Origin of the sequence: Kineosporia rhizophila, from assembly GCF_021277265.1 — a bacterium.
In the GTDB taxonomy this organism is placed as follows: domain Bacteria; phylum Actinomycetota; class Actinomycetes; order Actinomycetales; family Kineosporiaceae; genus Kineosporia; species Kineosporia rhizophila.
Map to the genome: position 1 here is coordinate 97,467 of NZ_JAJSOH010000005.1, position 16,422 is coordinate 113,888.

General features: G+C 68.0%; 13 protein-coding genes and 1 pseudogene. 9 read left to right on the plus strand and 5 right to left on the minus strand.

Features of this window, described 5'->3' with window-relative positions:
- Positions 1 to 17: 17 nt before the first annotated feature.
- Positions 18 to 347, minus strand: a complete 330-nt coding sequence (locus tag LWF15_RS10550) for a bifunctional 3-phenylpropionate/cinnamic acid dioxygenase ferredoxin subunit (protein WP_232810258.1) — start codon at positions 345 to 347, stop codon at positions 18 to 20.
- A gap of 154 nt (positions 348 to 501) precedes the next feature.
- Here LWF15_RS10550 and LWF15_RS10555 point away from each other — a divergent pair, with 154 nt between their 5' ends.
- Positions 502 to 1,287, plus strand: a complete 786-nt coding sequence (locus tag LWF15_RS10555) for an IclR family transcriptional regulator (protein WP_232810259.1) — start codon at positions 502 to 504, stop codon at positions 1,285 to 1,287.
- A 651-nt stretch (positions 1,288 to 1,938) separates the two neighbouring features.
- On the opposite strand, the pseudogene LWF15_RS38115 reads toward LWF15_RS10555, so the two are convergent.
- Positions 1,939 to 2,289: pseudogene (locus LWF15_RS38115) on the minus strand (DUF805 domain-containing protein); the annotation flags it as partial.
- A 103-nt stretch (positions 2,290 to 2,392) separates the two neighbouring features.
- Positions 2,393 to 3,916, minus strand: a complete 1,524-nt coding sequence (locus LWF15_RS10565; protein ID WP_232810261.1) for an aldehyde dehydrogenase family protein — start codon at positions 3,914 to 3,916, stop codon at positions 2,393 to 2,395.
- A 109-nt stretch (positions 3,917 to 4,025) separates the two neighbouring features.
- Between LWF15_RS10565 and betA the strand changes: the two genes are divergently transcribed.
- The 5 genes from betA to LWF15_RS10590 all read left to right on the plus strand — a co-directional run bounded on the left by betA (position 4,026) and on the right by LWF15_RS10590 (position 12,766).
- Positions 4,026 to 5,735, plus strand: coding sequence for a choline dehydrogenase (betA, locus tag LWF15_RS10570; RefSeq protein WP_232810262.1), 1,710 nt, complete (start codon positions 4,026 to 4,028; stop codon positions 5,733 to 5,735).
- A 332-nt stretch (positions 5,736 to 6,067) separates the two neighbouring features.
- The gene (locus LWF15_RS10575; RefSeq protein ID WP_232810263.1) at positions 6,068 to 7,144 is read left to right on the plus strand and encodes a quaternary amine ABC transporter ATP-binding protein; all 1,077 of its coding nucleotides are present in this window, start codon (positions 6,068 to 6,070) and stop codon (positions 7,142 to 7,144) included.
- A complete protein-coding gene (locus LWF15_RS10580) occupies positions 7,141 to 9,093 on the plus strand; it encodes an ABC transporter permease subunit (protein ID WP_232810264.1) in 1,953 nt (650 codons plus the stop codon). The genes LWF15_RS10575 and LWF15_RS10580 overlap by 4 nt, the downstream gene beginning before the upstream one ends.
- Positions 9,094 to 9,126: 33 nt before the next feature.
- Entirely contained in the window at positions 9,127 to 10,098 is a 972-nt protein-coding gene (locus tag LWF15_RS10585; RefSeq protein WP_232810265.1) for an ABC transporter substrate-binding protein, read from the plus strand.
- A 217-nt stretch (positions 10,099 to 10,315) separates the two neighbouring features.
- Positions 10,316 to 12,766 carry a GcvT family protein gene (locus LWF15_RS10590; RefSeq protein WP_232810266.1) on the plus strand — a complete coding sequence of 817 codons (2,451 nt, stop codon included), beginning with the start codon at positions 10,316 to 10,318 and terminating at the stop codon, positions 12,764 to 12,766.
- Positions 12,767 to 12,770: 4 nt separating this feature from the next.
- On the opposite strand, the gene LWF15_RS10595 is transcribed toward LWF15_RS10590, so the two are convergent.
- Positions 12,771 to 13,217 (minus strand): DUF2000 domain-containing protein, encoded by a 447-nt coding sequence (locus tag LWF15_RS10595; RefSeq protein ID WP_269809980.1) that lies wholly within the window; start codon positions 13,215 to 13,217, stop codon positions 12,771 to 12,773.
- Positions 13,218 to 13,281: 64 nt separating this feature from the next.
- On the opposite strand from LWF15_RS10595, the gene LWF15_RS10600 reads away from it, so the two are divergent.
- From LWF15_RS10600 to LWF15_RS10610, 3 genes are all read left to right on the plus strand, one after another.
- On the plus strand, positions 13,282 to 14,148 hold the full coding sequence (locus LWF15_RS10600; protein WP_232810268.1) for a helix-turn-helix transcriptional regulator: 867 nt from the start codon (positions 13,282 to 13,284) through the stop codon (positions 14,146 to 14,148).
- A gap of 157 nt (positions 14,149 to 14,305) precedes the next feature.
- Positions 14,306 to 15,181, plus strand: a complete 876-nt coding sequence (locus LWF15_RS10605; protein ID WP_232810269.1) for an AlbA family DNA-binding domain-containing protein — start codon at positions 14,306 to 14,308, stop codon at positions 15,179 to 15,181.
- A gap of 12 nt (positions 15,182 to 15,193) precedes the next feature.
- Positions 15,194 to 15,730 (plus strand): ATP-binding protein, encoded by a 537-nt coding sequence (locus tag LWF15_RS10610; RefSeq protein ID WP_232810270.1) that lies wholly within the window; start codon positions 15,194 to 15,196, stop codon positions 15,728 to 15,730.
- A 3-nt stretch (positions 15,731 to 15,733) separates the two neighbouring features.
- Here the strand turns inward: LWF15_RS10610 and LWF15_RS10615 are convergent, their stop codons facing one another.
- Complete coding sequence (locus LWF15_RS10615) at positions 15,734 to 16,384, minus strand: GntR family transcriptional regulator (protein WP_232810271.1); 651 nt, start codon at positions 16,382 to 16,384, stop codon at positions 15,734 to 15,736.
- Between the last annotated feature and the right edge of the window lie 38 nt (positions 16,385 to 16,422).

Here is a 16,422-nt window from a genome sequence, read left to right on the forward strand (position 1 = left end):
TGCGTGCCAGACGTGCCTCAGGCGACCGGCAGGTGGGCCGACCGCAGCTGCACGTACACATGTCCGTTCTCAATTACCACGGCATGTGTCCGCACCGGCACCCTTGCCGGGGGCCCGCTCGGCTGCCCGGTGCGCAGGTCGAAGCACGACGCGTGCAGAGGGCACTCGACCGCGCAGTCCTCCACGTAGCCGTCGGCCAGCGACGCATCCTGGTGGGTGCACGTATCGTCGATCGCGTAGTACTCGCCCTCGACGTGGAACACCGCCACCGGCACACCGTCCGGCCCGTGTTCGACCCGGACCGCTTCACCCTCGGGAATCTCCCCGACCGCACAGACCCGGATCACGGCAGGCCTCTTCTCACACGAAGGACTGGAGAGGAACTCGCTGACTTGTTGCGCCTTGCACAACGCGAAGTGCGATGAGCAACAGCGTGCGGCCGGGGCGGGGCATGCGTCAAGACATAAGTGGGGTTACTGACGGGCAGCTAAGGTTTCGGACATGGGGGAGACGAACCGTTCCGGAGGCGAGGCCTCGCAGGTGCAGTCCGTCGACCGGGCGCTGTCCGTGCTCGACCTGCTGGCCCGGCACGGCGAGCTCGGGGTGACCGAACTGGCCGCCGAGCTGGACGTGCACAAGTCCACCGCCTTCCGCCTGGTCACCGCGCTGGAGCGGCGGGACCTGGTGCAGCAGATCGAGGAGCGCGGCAAGTATCGCCTGGGCCTGGGCATTCTCCGGCTGGCGGCGGCCACCACCGGCCGGCTCGAGGTGAGCCGTGCAGGCCAGGAGGTGTGCGAACGGCTGGCCCGGGAGCTGGGTGAGACGGTCAACATCGCGATCCTGGAGGACGACGCCGCGGTCAACGTGCTGCAGGAGTACGGCAACGCCTCGGTGATGACGCGCAACTGGATCGGCCGGCGTACCCCGCTGTACGCCACCTCCAGCGGGAAGGTGCTGCTGGCGTTCGCCGACGAGACCACGCGCAAGCTGGTCCTGGAGTCCGCCCCGGAACCGCTGACCGAGCACACGATCGTCGACCCGGACGCGCTGACCCACGAACTGGCCGAGGTGGTCCGGCGGGGGTGGGCCAGCACCAGCGAGGAGCTGGAGATCGGGCTCACAGCCGTGGCCGCCCCGATCCGTGACGGTGGCGGTCGGGTCACGGCCGCCGTCAGCGCCTCCGGGCCCTCGTTCCGTCTTACCCCCGACTCGTTTGAAGACGTCGCTGAGCACCTTCTCGGGGGAGCTGCGGAAATCAGTAGTCGCCTTGGTTACTACGGCGACTGAGGATTTCGCCGACGTCAGCGGTTCGAGGCGCTGCGCACCAAAGCACGATGCGCCGCCCCCGGAAGGGAGCGGCGCATCGAATCGACTTCGGCGGGATCAGCGCCAGTCGCCGTTGCCCTGCTGGTCGGGGCTCTGCCCGTACTGGCCCGGCTGACCGTACTGACCAGGCTGGCCGTTCTGGCCCGGCTGACCGTACTGGCCGTTCTGACCAGGCTGGCCGTACTGGCCCGGCTGACCGTAGCCACCGGACTGCTGCCCGTACTGCTGGCCCTGGTCCGCCCCCGGCTGGCCGTACTGCTGGCCGTACCCGTTCTGCTGACCGTTCTGCTGGCCGTACCCACCCGGCTGCCCGTAGCCGCCCTGCTGACCAGGCTGCCCGTAACCGCCGCCCTGCTGACCGGACTGACCGTAGCCACCCTGCTGCGGCTCGGGCTGGCCGTAGGCAGGCTGCCCGCCGTAGCTCGGCTGACCGTGCCCCTGCTGACCGTAACCCTGCTCCTGGCCGTACGACGGCTGCTGGCCATAGCCGGCCTGCTGGCCGTACTCAGGCTGCTGACCGTAACCGGCCTGCTGGCCATATCCAGCCTGGCCATATCCCTGCTCCTGGCCGTAAGGCGGCTGCTGACCGAAACCAGGCTGCCCGCCCCAGCCTTCCTTGGGGTTCGGCCCGAAGCGGTTGCTGCCGGGCTTGCTGTCCGAGGCCAGGAACACGATCAGCACGACCGTGCCGACGAGCGGGATCAGACCGATGAAGATCCAGAAGCCGCTGCGGTCGGTGTCGTGCAGGCGCCGGATCGTCACGGCCAGGTTGGGCAGGAACAGCGCCAGGACCACCAGGTAGTAGAACAGCGAGAATCCGAGGATCCCGTCCACGACCGAGGCCACGAAGATCACTGCGATGTAGAACAGGACGAAGAACCAGAACTCCGACCGCCGGGCGCGGCCGCCGAAGTCCACGTACTTCTTGGTGAGCACCGTTTTCACGGCGTCTTGGAACGACACGACTGCTTCTCCATGCGTGAGGGTGGACCGGATAATCAACAAAGGTCAGGGACGCGCGAACCTAGCACCCACCTGACCAGCACCAACACCTTTTTGTCGGCAGTTAACCGGGCTGCCCACCACTGAACCAGTGTTGTGCGGCAGGCTCCGTGTTCTCGTACATGTGCTTGGCTTCCTGATATTCGGCCAGCCCCGAGGGCCCCAGCTCCCGCCCGGTGCCGGACAGCTTGAACCCACCCCATTCGGCCTGCGGCAGGTACGGCCCGAAGTCGTTGATCCACACCGTGCCGTGCCGCAGGCGCGAGGCCACCCGCTGGGCCCGGCCCCGGTCGGCCGTCCACACTCCCCCGGCCAGGCCGTACCGGGTGTCGTTGCCCAGCATCACCGCCTCGTCCTCGGTGCTGAACCGCTCCACCGTGACGATCGGCCCGAACGTCTCCTCCTGAACGATCCGCATGTCCCGGCGGCAGTCGGTGAAGACCGTTGGGCGATAGAAGTAGCCCTTCTGATCGTCGCTGAGCCGTGAGCCCCCGGTGAGCAGCCGCGCCCCCTCCGCCAGCCCCACCCGGACGTACTCCTCGACCTTGGCCAGGTGCTCGGCCGAGACCAGCGGCGGCATCTCCGACTCCGGTTCGAGGCCGGGGCCGATCCGGATCAGTTCCGCCCGCCGCACCAGCTCGGCCACGAACTCATCGGCGATCGGTTCTTCCAGCAGCAGCCGCGTGCCCGCCGAGCAGACCTGTCCGGCGTGCAGAAACACCGCCGTCAGCGCCGTGTCCACCGCAGCGTCCAGAACGGCGTCGGCGAACACGATGTTGGGGTTCTTGCCGCCCAGCTCCAGGGCCACCTTCTTCACCGTGTCCGCGGCCGAGCGCATGATCGTGCGCCCGGTGGACAACCCGCCGGTGAACGACACCAGGTCGACCTGCTCACTCTCGACCAGCGCGGCCCCTACCCCGGCCCCCGCCCCGAGAACCAGGTTGACCACCCCAGCCGGCACCCCCGCGTCCTCAAGCAACCCGACCAGCACCACGGTGGTGAGCGGCGTGACCTCGCTCGGCTTGAGCACCGCGGTGCAGCCCGCGGCCAGGGCCGGGGCGATCTTCCAGGACATCTGCAGCAGCGGATAGTTCCACGGCCCGATCAGCGCACAGACCCCGACGGGCTCGTGGACCACTCGGCTCACCACCGCCGGATTTCCCGCATCGACCAGCCTTCCGGGCTCGCCCAGCGCCAGGGCCGCGTAGTAACGAAACACGGCCGTCACGTCGTCGACATCGATCTCGCTCTCACGCAACGTCTTTCCGGTGTCCAGGGTCTCGATCCGGGCGATCCGCGAGCGGTTGGCCTGGAGCAGGTCGGCGACCCGGCCGAGCACTGCACTGCGCTCGGCGGCCGGTACCGAACTCCAGCGGCCGTCGTCGAACGCGGCCCGCGCCGCCGCCACCGCCAGCCCCGCCTCTTCCGCGGAAGCCTCGTCCACCTGGGAGATCTCGGTTGCGTCAGCGGGATTCAGCACCGGCCGGGACGAGGAGCCGCGGCGCCACGAGCCGTCGATGTAGAGCGTTCCGGCCACCGTAGGGACACCGTCGGTACCGACTGCGAGCTGAAGATCCGCGGGTGACATCTGGACCCCTCACCATTCGTGATGATTCACTGTCGCTGTTGCTTTGTGTGGAACTCGGTGCGCTGGACGCAACGATGGTAGGCGGTCACGCCGGCATCTGGAGGAGCACATGGTTGAGCGGTACGACTACGTCATCGTCGGCGGGGGCTCCGCCGGCTGCGTGCTCGCGAACCGGCTGAGCGAGGATCCCGGCACCAGCGTCCTGGTCCTCGAGGCGGGCCGCCGGGACTTCGCCTGGGACCTGCTGATTCACATGCCCGCGGCCCTGACCATGGTGATCGGGAATCCGCTGTACGACTGGCGCTACCGCAGCGAGCCGGAGCCGTACATGCACGGGCGGCGGATCGCCCACGGCCGGGGCAAGGTGCTGGGTGGTTCCTCGAGCATCAACGGCATGATCTTCCAGCGCGGCAACCCGATGGACTTCGAGCGCTGGGGGGCCGACCCGGGCATGGAGACCTGGGACTTCGCGCACTGCCTGCCCTACTTCCGCAAGATGGAGAACTGCCTGGCCGGGGCGGACGAGTGGCGCGGTGGCGACGGCCCGCTGGAACTGGAGCGCGGCCCGGCCACCAACCCACTGTTCAGCGCCTTCTTCGAGGCCGTCCAGCAGGCCGGCCACCCGCTCACCAGCGACGTGAACGGTTACCAGCAGGAAGGTTTCAACCGGTTCGACCGCACCATCCGCAACGGCAAGCGGTTGTCGGCCGCAGGCGCCTACGTCCACCCGGTGCTGAAGCAGCGGAAAAACCTCGAAGTGAGGACGCTTTCACTGGTTCACCGGGTCCTGTTCACCAACGGACGGGCGACGGGGGTCGAGTACACCCGCTCACTTCCGTTCGCCGGTCCTCTGGGCCGGGTCGGCAGCGGTCCCCGCCGGGTGGAGGCGGGCGAGGTGATCCTGGCCGGAGGAGCGATCAACACCCCGCAGTTGCTGCAGCTGTCCGGCATCGGCAACGCGGCCGAACTGGGCGCGCTCGGCATCGACGTGGTGGCCGACCTGCCCGGCGTGGGCGAGAACCTGCAGGACCACCTCGAGGTCTACGTGCAGCACGCCTGTCATCAGCCGGTGTCGTTGAACCCCTCGCTCAAGCTGTACCGCCGGCCGGCGATCGGTCTGGAGTGGCTGCTGCGCCGCAGCGGCCCGGCCTCGACCAACCATTTCGAGGGGGGTGGCTTCGTGCGCAGCAATGACGACGTTGCCTATCCCAACCTGATGTTCCACTTCCTGCCGGTGGCGGTGCGCTACGACGGGAGCTCGCCGTCCGCGACCCATGGGTACCAGGTGCACATCGGCCCGATGTACTCCGACGCCCGGGGCACGGTGAAGATCACCAGCGCCGATCCGCGCCGGGCCCCGGCGATGACCTTCAACTACCTGTCCACCGAGCAGGACCGCCGGGAGTGGGTGGAGGCGATCCACGTGGCCCGGGACATCCTGGCCCAGCCCGCCTTCGACGCCTACAACGCCGGCGAACTCTCCCCCGGCCCGCAGGTGAGCACCGACGCGGAGATCCTCGACTGGGTGGCCCGCGATGCCGAGACCGCCTACCACCCCTCCTGCACGGCCAAGCTCGGCACCGACCCGCTGGCCGTGGTCGACCCGCTCACGATGGGTGTGCACGGTGTGGCCGGCCTGCGGGTCGCCGACGCCTCGGTCATGCCCTACGTGACCAACGGAAACATCTACGCCCCGGTCATCATGCTGGCCGAGAAGGCGGCGGACCTGATCCGCGGCAACTCGCCCCTGCCGGCCCGGCCGGTTCCCTACTACCGCCACGTGATGAACGCCGCGCAGCACGAGGAACGCTCCGCCTGACGCTCGGAACACCCGTTCACCGTCCGCCCGGGTCCGGTTCGGCGCCGTCCCCGGGCAGGCGGCGGATGATGATCCTGACCGGTACGTAACCACGCAGCGTGAATAATTCATCAGCAATGGGTCACGTCACGATTGAGTGACGGGGATCAGGCGGTACATTCGGCTTTGGCTAGATTAACCACACCGAAACGACGTCCTACCTTGACCATGACCGTCACCCGGGCACAGTGTGTCCCTCGGCAAGAAGCATTGTGCGTCATACGCACCCTTTGAAGCAGTGTGAGCCCGTCGTAGGGCCATCGGCCCCCGTTTCGAACAGGAGAGGTGGGGCAATGGCCACCGTCACCGAGGACAGTCAGGATCTGGCCCCGGCGCCGGACTCCGCCGCGCAGCCGTTGATCTCGGTGCGCGACCTCTGGATGGTGTTCGGCCCGAAAGCCGCTGCCGTGCCGAAGAACCAGGAGCTGTGCGCGCTGCCCCGGCGTGAGCTGATGGAGCGCACGGGCAACACGATCGCCGTGCGGGACGTCTCCTTCGACGTGGCCCCCGGCGAGGTGTTCGTCGTGATGGGCCTGTCCGGTTCCGGGAAGTCCACGCTGGTGCGGTGTCTCACCCGGCTGATCGAACCGACCGCCGGGTCGGTCGTCTTCGAAGGTGAGAACCTCCTCGAGGCGGACCCGAAACGCCTGCGGGACCTCAGACGTCACAAGTTCTCGATGGTGTTCCAGAACTTCGGGCTGCTCCCGCACCGGCGTGTGGTCGACAACGTGGCCTACGGCCTGGAGGTGCGCGGCGCGAGCAAGGCCGAGCGCCGCCGCCGGGCCGGTGAGGTGATCGACCTGGTCGGCCTCGGCGGCTACGAGAACTCCTACCCCGACCAGCTCTCCGGCGGTATGCAGCAGCGCGTCGGCCTGGCCCGGGCGCTGGCCGTGGAGCCGGACCTGATGCTGTTCGACGAGCCGTTCTCCGCGCTCGACCCGCTGATCCGCCGGGACATGCAGAACGAGGTCATCCGGCTGCACCGTGAGCTGGGCAAGACCATGGTGTTCATCACCCACGACCTGTCCGAGGCGCTGAAGCTGGGCGACCGGATCCTGATCATGCGCGACGGCCGGCCGGTCCAGATCGGCCGCGGCGACGAGCTGGTCGGCGCCCCGGCCGACGACTACGTGCGCGACTTCGTCTCCGACGTACCCAAGGGCGACGTGCTCACGCTGCGCTGGATCATGCGCCCGGTCACCGACGCCGACCCGAGCGACGGTCCGGAACTGGGGCCCGACGTGGTGGTGCGCGACGCCACCCGGGTGGTGCTGGAGAGTCACCGCCCGGTGCGCGTGGTGGAGGCCGGACAGGTGCTCGGAATCGTCGGTCAGGAAGAGATTCTCACCATCGTGGCGGGCGCCCGGTGAGCGTTCTCACCGCCTCCCGGGCGGCTGTGACCAGCCCGGGCCGGGGCCGGCTGATCGCTGCCGTACTGGTGGTGTTCGTGGTGCTGGCCGCGATCCTGCGTGGCACTCACACGCTTTCGCTGGTGCCCTCTGACACCACCGCCCTGCACCGCTGGTTCAACGACGTGAACCGGTGGGTCTCCACGAACCGCAACGACAGTCCGCTCTTTCTCTACTTCTTCAACGAGATCCGGGCCTTCGTCGACGGTCTCACCACCCTCCTCCAGGACCTGCTCTCCCAGCCCAGCTTCGGGCGCCCGGTACCGGTGATCGGCTGGCTCGGCGTGGTCGCCGTGCTCACCCTGCTGGCCGTGGCGTTCGCCAACCTGCGCATCGCTCTGCTGGTGGTGGCCGGTTTCACCTTCATCGGGCTGCAGGGGCTGTGGGAAGAGAGCATGGACACGCTCGCCCTCACCCTCTCGGCCGTGCTCCTGGCCCTGCTGATCGGGATCCCGCTGGGCATCTGGGCCGGCCTGTCCGACCGGGCCAACGCGGTGGCCACCCCGGTGCTGGACTTCCTCCAGACCATGCCCACCTTCGTCTACCTGGCCCCGTTCACCCTGCTCTTCCTGATCGGCCCGGCCTCGGCCACCCTGGTCACCCTGGTCTACGCCCTGCCCCCGGCGGTGCGCTACACCGCGCACGGCATCCGCTCGGTGCCGCGGGCCAGCGTGGAGGCCTCGGAGTCGCTGGGCGCCAGCCAGTTCCAGCGGCTGGTCGGGGTGCTGCTGCCGATGTCGGCCCGCACCATCGTGCTCGGGCTCAACCAGACCATCATGGCCGCCCTCTCGATGGCCACCGTCGCCGCCCTGATCGACGCCCCCGGCCTGGGCAAGACCATCCTCAAGGCGCTGCAGACCCTCGACGTGGGCACCTCGTTCAACGCCGGCCTGGCCATCGTGGTGATGGCCATCGTGCTCGACCGGCTGACCACCGCGGCCAGCCGCCGCACGCAGGTGCAGCAGGTCCCCCGCTGGCGGCGGCCGCTGCTGGCGGTCACCGCCGTGGCCACGCTGTTCTGCGTGTACCTCTCCCGCACCTACCTGTGGGCCGCCGAGTTCCCCTCCGAGATCAACATCGGCGACGACATCGCCCGGCTCAGCGGCGACTTCGCCGAATGGGTCACCAGCACCTTCTCCGACTTCACGGGCTGGCTGAAGGACACCGCCACCACCCTGCTGCTCGACCCGCTGCAGACCCTGCTGGTCGAGTCGCCCTGGTGGCTGGTCGCCGCGCTCCTGCTGGCGTTGGCCTTCCTGCTCGGCAACCTGCGGGTCACCGTGGTCACCGCGTTCTGCGTGGCCGGCCTGGTGCTCAGCGGCCTCTGGCAGGACAGCATGACCACGCTGGCCGCCACCCTGCTGGCCACCGCCGCCACCATGCTCCTGGGTGTGGTGGTCGGCGTCTGGATGGCCCGCAGCGCCCGGGCCGACCTGGTGATCCGCCCGGTGCTGGACGCGCTGCAGGTGATGCCGCCGTTCGTCTACCTGGTGCCGTTCCTGGCCCTGTTCGCGGCCAGCCGGTTCACCGCGATCCTGGCCGCCGTGCTCTACGCGGTTCCGGTGGTCACCAAGATCGTCGCCGACGGCATCGCGGCGGTCTCGGCCACCACCGTCGAGGCGGCCACCGCCTCGGGTTCCAGCACCTGGCAGACGATCTGGAAGGTGCAGCTGCCGATGGCCCGTCAGTCGCTGGTGCTGGCCACCAACCAGGGCATCTGCTACGTGCTGGCGATGATCGTGGTCGGTGGCCTGGTCGGCGCCGGCGCGCTCGGCTACGACGTGGTGGCGGGCTTCTCGCAGGGTGAGCTGTTCGGCAAGGGCCTCACCGCGGGTCTGGCCATCGTCATCCTGGGCATCATGCTCAACCGGATCACCCAGGCGGCCGCGGAACGCCGCCCCGGCAGCTGACTTCAGCTGACTTCATCAGGAGGATGAAAGAACGTGCGAAGCAACGTGAAGGCCAGGAGGGTCGCGACCGGTGCAGCAGTGCTCGCCCTGTTCCTGGCCGGCTGTGGCGGCGAGACCATCGAGTCCAGCAGCACCGGCTCGGACGAGGACTCGGCCGGTGAGTGCGGCACGGTGAACCTGGCGGTCAACCCCTGGGTCGGCTTCGAGGCCAACGTCGCCGTGGTCAAGTACGTGGCCGAGGAGGAACTCGGCTGCACGGTGGCCACGAAAGACCTGACCGAGGAGGTCTCCTGGCAAGGGTTCGCCTCCGGGGAGATCGACGTGATCCTGGAGGACTGGGGTCACCCCGAGCTCGAGAAGCAGTACGTCGACGACCAGAAGGTCGCAGTGAAGGTCGGCGAGACCGGCAACGTCGGTCAGATCGGCTGGTTCGTGCCGCCGTGGATGGCCGAGAAGTACCCGGACATCACCGACTGGAAGAACCTGAACAAGTACGCCGATCTGTTCAAGACCTCCGAGTCCGGCGGCAAGGGCCAGGTGCTCGACGGCGACCCGTCGTTCGTCACCAACGACGAGGCCCTGGTCAAGAACCTCGACCTGAACTACAAGGTGGTCTACTCGGGCAGTGAGGCGGCGCTGATCACCGCGTTCCGCCAGGCCGAGCAGAAGCAGGAGCCGCTGCTGGGCTACTTCTACTCGCCGCAGTGGTTCCTCGCCGAGGTGCCGCTGGTCAAGGTCGACCTGCCGGCCTACGAGGAGGGCTGCGACGCCGACCCGGAGAAGGTGGCCTGCGACTACCCGGAGACGCCGCTGACCAAGTTCGCCCGCACCGAGTTCATGGACTCGGGCAGCCCGGCCGCCAAGCTGGTGCAGAACTTCAGCTGGACCAACGACGACCAGAACCTCGTGGCCAAGTACATCTCCGAGGACAAGATGGAGTACGAGGACGCCGCGAAGAAGTGGGTCGACGAGAACCAGGACAAGGTCGACGCCTGGCTCAAGTAGCCCGATTGACCAAGAAGGGCGGCGACCGTTTCGGTCGCTGCCCTTCTTTGTTTCCGGTCGGGTTACGGCACAACAATTTTGGACGTGTGTGGGCCTCGATGCGCAGAGGTGGCACTTTCGTCGCGCTTGGCTCTTGACGGCTCGCGCCCCAGGATGGACAGTCGAGTTGCGCGTGGTGATCCCAGTTGCGTAATACGCATCCCACAGGAGGCCGTCCATGACCGGACCGCGGGTCGTCATCATCGGAGCCGGCGTGGTGGGAGCCGCGCTCGCCGACGAACTCTCCGGCCGCGGCTGGAACCAGGTCACGGTGGTCGACCAGGGCGAACTGCCGCGCCCGGGCGGCTCCAGCTCGCACGCTCCGGGGCTGGTGTTCCAGACCAACCCGTCGAAGACCATGGCCCAGCTGGCGAAGTACACGGTGGAGAAGCTGGTTTCGCTGGATCTGGACGGCGAGCCCTGCTTCCTGCAGGTCGGCGGTCTGGAGGTGGCCACCACCCCCGAGCGGCTGACCGAGTTGCACCGCCGGGCCGGCTGGGCCACCGCCTGGGGCATCGAGGCCGAGGTGGTCTCGGCCGCCGAATGTTCCTCTCTCTGGCCGATGCTCGACGAGCCGAGCGTGCTGGGCGGGCTCTACGTACCCACCGACGGCCTGGCCAAGGCAGTGCGGGCGGTGGAGGCTCAACTGCGCCGGGCCCGTTCCCGGGGTGTCACCGTGCTGGACCGGCACGAGGTGCTCGACGTACTCACCGCCGACGGCCGGGTCACCGGCGTACACACCGACCAGGGTGACATCGAGGCCGACATCGTGGTCTGCTGCGCCGGGTTCTGGGGCCCGAAGATCGCCGCCATGGTCGGGATGACTCTCCCCCTGACTCCCCTGGGCCACCAACTGGCCTGGACCACCGCCGTCCCCTCGTTGGCCGGTTCCACCGCAGAGGCCTCCCGGCCGATCCTGCGCCACCAGGATGCCGACCTCTACTACCGGGAGAACTTCGAGGGCCTGGGCATCGGCTACTACGGCCACCGTCCCATGCCCGTGGCCCCGGAACAGATCGTCCCGGTCGGCGAGGCCGAGGACATGCCCTCGGTGCTGCGCTTCACTCCCGAAGACTTCGCCCCGGCCTGGGCCGAGAGTCAGCGCCTGCTGCCGGATCTGGGTTCCGCCGAGGTAGGCGAGGGCATCAACGGAATCTTCTCGTTCACCACCGACGACTACCCGCTGCTGGGGCCCTCGGCCGAGGTGGAGGGGTTCTGGGTGGCCGAGGCGGTCTGGGTGACGCACTCGGCCGGGGTCGGCGCGGCGATGGCCGAGTGGCTGGTCGAGGGCCACTGCTCCACCTTCGACCTGCACGAGTGCGACGTGAACCGGTTCGAGAAGCACCAGCTCACGCCCGACTACGTGCTGAAGCGCGACTGCCAGAACTTCGTCGAGGTCTACGACATCAAGCACCCGCTGCAGCCGATGGAAGATCCCCGGCCGCTGCGGATCACGCCGTTCTACCACCGGCAGCAGGAGCTCGGTGCGATGTTCCTCGAGGCCTCGGGCTGGGAACGCCCTCAGTGGTACCGCTCGAACGCCCCTCTCGTGCAGCAGTATCCGGCCCCCGTTCCGGACGAGTGGGCGAGCCGCTACTGGTCGCCGGTGGTGGCCGCCGAGGCCCAGCACACCCGCGAGCACGTGTCGATGTTCGACATGACCGCGCTGAAGCGGCTGGAGGTCACCGGTCGCGGCGCCACCGCCTTCCTGCAGCACGTGTTCACCGGCAACGTGGACAAGTCGATCGGCTCGGTCACCTACGGGCTGCTGCTCGACGAGGACGGAGGCATCCGCAGCGACGTCACGATCGCCCGGCTGGGGCGCGACCGCTACCAGGTCGGGGCCAACGGCGCCCTGGACGAGGCCTGGCTGAACCGGCACCTCCCCGGCGACGGCCTCACCCAGGTCCGCGACATCACGGCCGGCACCTGCTGCATCGGCCTGTGGGGGCCCCGCGCCCGTGACGTGCTGGCCCCGCTCACCGGGGACGACATCTCCAACGAGGGCCTGAAGTACTTCCGCGCCAAGCAGATCCAGGTCGGCCACGTACCGGTCACCGCGTTGCGGCTGTCCTACGTGGGCGAACTCGGCTGGGAGCTCTACACCACCTCCGACCAGGGGCAGAAACTCTGGGACACGCTCTGGGCGGCGGGCCGCGAACATGGCCTGATCGCGGCCGGGCGAGGCGCTTTCAACAGCCTGCGGCTGGAGAAGGGCTACCGGTCGTTCGGCACCGACATGACCTTCGAGCACGACCCCTGGGAGACCGGGGTCGACTTCGCCGTCCGGCTGCAGAAGGATTCCTTCTTGGGACGCTCGGCCGTGGTTGCGCGGCGGGAGCAGGTCACGCGGCGGTTGAGTTGCCTGCTTCTGGACGTCCCCGAGTCCGGAACGTACGACCAGCCCCTTGGTAAGGAGCCGGTTTTCGACGGCAATGCCTGCGTCGGCTACGTCACCAGCGCGGCCTACGGCTACACGGTGAACGCCCCCATCGCCTACGCTTGGCTGCCGGCCGAGCTCTCGGCGCCGGGGCAGCGGGTGGAGATCGGCTACTTCGACCGACGTCTGCCCGCCACCGTCGCCGCCGAGCCGCTCTTCGACCCGGAGATGAAGCGCCTGCGCGGTTAGCGGCTCAGGGGTGCATGACGGCGCCCTTGAGCACCTTGTCCACCGCGTTCTTGGGCCCGTGCACGGCCAGCCCCACCAGGTCGAGCTCACCGGTGCGCACGGCCGCGACCGCCGCCCGGTTGTCGCGGTCGTTCCCGCTGGTGAAGAGTTCGCTGGTGAAGATCGACATCGGCAGGTCGCGGCCCAGGGCCTTGCCGTGCGCAGAGGTGAGCACCGCGGCGCTGCCCTGGAACACCAGCACCGGCTGGCGCAGCATGGCCAGGTAGCCGGTGCCGTCGGCATCCGCATAGGGGTCGCCGACCAGCTCCGGATGGCCTGCGGTGATCCCGCTGACCAGGAAGGCGCACACGTTCAGGCGCTGCCAGGAGGCCAGGTCGTCGCGCAGCAGCACTGCGATCTTCGTGTCGAAACGGATCGGTTCGCCGGAAATCTCCGGCGCGTCGGACGTCATCAGTTCAGTACCCACACCCCGATCGTCGGCCCCCACCCGTCCGCCGCTCTTGTACGTTCTTGACATGGCCGACCAGGCGCCGAAGCTGAAGGCGTGGCAACCGGGCGTCCAAGGCGTCCTCGAGGTCCTGCACGCGCACTTCCCGCAGCACGCCTACCCCATGCACGCCCACGAGTCCTGGACCCTGATGCTGCTCGACGCCGGCATCGTGCGCTACCACCTGGGCCGGCACGAACACGGCGTGCTCACCTCGATGGTCACCCTGCTGCCCCCCAGCGTGCCGCACGACGGCCGCGCCGCCGGTCCGGGCGGCTTCCGCAAGCGCGTGATCTACCTGGACGAGACCCAGTTCAGCCCCGGCCTGGTCGACGCCGCCCTGCGCACCCCCTCCCTCGACGACCCTCTGCTGCACCGCCGGGTGCACCAGCTGAACGTCGCCCTGGGCCGACGCACCGAAGACCTGGAGGCCGCCAGCCGCCTCGCCCTGATCCGCGAGCGCCTGGAGAAAGCCCTGAGCGGCGAGGCCCCGCCCACCGAGCACCGCGCCGGCCTGGCCCACGACCTGCGTGACCTGCTCGATGCGGCGGTGGTCGAGGGCGTCACGCTGGAAGCCGCCGCGCAGACCCTGCACAGCCACCCCACCCACCTGGTCCGGGCCTTCACCCGCGAATTCGGCATGCCCCCGCACCAGTACCTGACCGGCCTACGGGTCGAGAAGGCCCGCCACCTCCTGCTCGCCGGCGAACCCCCCGCCCGCGCCGCCGTCCTGGCCGGCTTCTACGACCAGTCCCACCTGGCCCGCCACTTCCGTAAGTTGCTGGGCACCACGCCGGGGCGCTTTGCTGACCGCCGGAACGGAGCAACAGCCGTTCCACCAGAGGTCAGCGTTAATAATGAGCACGGACTTCTGACCCGAAAAACGCAGGAATAGACCTTCTCTGGATTCGAGTAGCCCATCGTCAACCCCGGCCCTTTGTTGCATACGAGCAGGTCAGAGGCAACATCATCATCCCGTCGGCACTTTCGAGTAGTCTTTCGAGTAGCCGGAACAGGCGAGGTCCGGAACATGACGGTCTAAAGTGGATTCCGTGACGGCCAACGAAGTTGACTCCGCCCTCAGCGCCCGCACTACAGATGTCGGGGATCTTCTTCTTTCCGTCAGGGAAGATCAGTGGTTCGATCGCAAGAGCCGCAAGACTTCACCCAAAGAACTGTCCCCGGCCCTTGTAGCCTTTGCCAATGCCGAGGGCGGGACAATTGTCATCGGCCTGCACAACGGCATGGTTGAGGGTATGCGTCGGTTTGCCGATCGCGAGAACGACCTTCGCCAGACCCCCATTGACTACACGTCCCCTCCGGTACGCGTTGAGTTCAGCAGAGTCGCCTGCATCAATGCGGAAGATGAACGTGATTATCTGCTCGTTCTGCGGATCGACCCCAGCGAGAGCGTTCACGAGACACAGAACGGCGACTGCTATCTCCGCATCGGAGACGAGTCCCGTCGCCTGAATTTCGGACAGCGGCAAGAACTCGTCTACGACAAGGGACAGAGCCAGTTCGACGGAAGTCCGGTATCGGCCTCCCTGACCGATCTGGACAAGTCCCTCCTCCAGAACTACCGGGCGAGGGGTGGCTTCACCACCTCGGACCGGAAGATGCTCGCCGCTCGCAGCCTGCTCACTCCGGCAGGTGATCTGACCGTGGCCGGCTATCTCCTGTTCGGCGAGCATCCACAGACTCTCTTTCCGTCTGCCTACATCCGGATCCTCCGGTTCCTCACACCAGAACGCGGAACCGGCGCGCGACTCGGCGTGGAGGAAGGGAACGACGTCCGCATCGAGGGAGCCATTCCCTGGGCCGTACAGCAGGCCACCAAGGAAATCGAGGCAAGGATCCCGGTTCGCCGCGCCCTGGGGGAGAACGGACTCTTCGAGGCACGCCCGATCGTGCCTCGGGACGCATAACTGGAAGGACTGGTGAACGCCGTCATCCATCGCTCGTACAGCTTGGGAGGGGATCACGTCCGGGTCGAAATATATCCGGACAGAATTGAGATCGAGTCACCTGGACGATTTCCGGGCCTGGCCAACCCTTCCCGGCCCCTGGAGATCAGTCGTTTCGCGAGAAATCCGCGAGTAGCACGGGTCTGCGCCGATCTCAGGATCGGGCAGGAGATGGGTGAGGGTATCAAGCGCATATTCGACGAGATGCGTCGCGTCGGCCTGACAGATCCGGTGTACAAGCAGAGCAGCGGCAGCGTTCGCCTCTCTCTGATCAACATCCCTCGCCTGGATCCTCGGCTCGCCGCACGTCTGCCCAGCAAGAGCCAGGACGTCCTCGATCTTCTCCGCAGATCGGCGCGCCCATTGAGCACTGGCGACATTGCCGATGCGCTCGGACTCAGTAGACCCGCAACCACCATCCGCTTGCGAGCTCTACAGGGTGAACGCCTGATTCAGTGGGTCGGGAAATCGCTTCGCGATCCCCGGGCTGTCTGGGTCATTCTGGAGTGACGCTCACAGCGCGGCGTTGACCGACTCCTCGAAGTGGGTGACGTGCTGGGCGGCGTGGGTGGCGGCGGCCTCGCCGTCGCCGTCCAGGATCGCCTGCAGCACCGGCAGGTGCTCGGCGGTGTGGTCGACCTCGGGCAGCCGGTCGAGGAAGAGGTACCAGATCCGCAGGGACAGGTTGTAGTAGTGGCTGAGATCCCTTTCCAGGTAGTGGTTGTGGGCGCAGCGGTAGATCTCGCGGTGGATCGCCGTGTCCAGGCGCATGCTCGCGGCGCGGCCGCCCGGGTGGGCTTTGATTTCGGCCGCCAGCTCGCGGAGCCGGGCCCGGTCGGCCTCGGTGGCGCGGGCGGCGGCGCGGCGGGCGGCATGGCTCTCCAGCTGGCGGCGCACGTCGCTGATCAGGCTGTGGTCGGTGAGGTGGACCTCGCTGACGAAGGTGCCGCGGCGGGGGAAGACGACGACCAGGTTCTCCACCTCGAGGCGCTTCACCGCCTCCCGCAGCGGGGTTCGGCCCACTTCCAGGCGGCGCATCAGCTCGTCTTCGGCCAGGGCGGCGCCGGGAGGCAGGGCCAGGGTGACGATCAGGTCGCGCAGGCCGGCGTAGGCCACGTCGGCCTGGCGGGGTGACGAAGCCGGGGCGTTGACTCCGGTAAGCATGCGACCTACGGTAACCCATGACTGATATATCAGTCGTC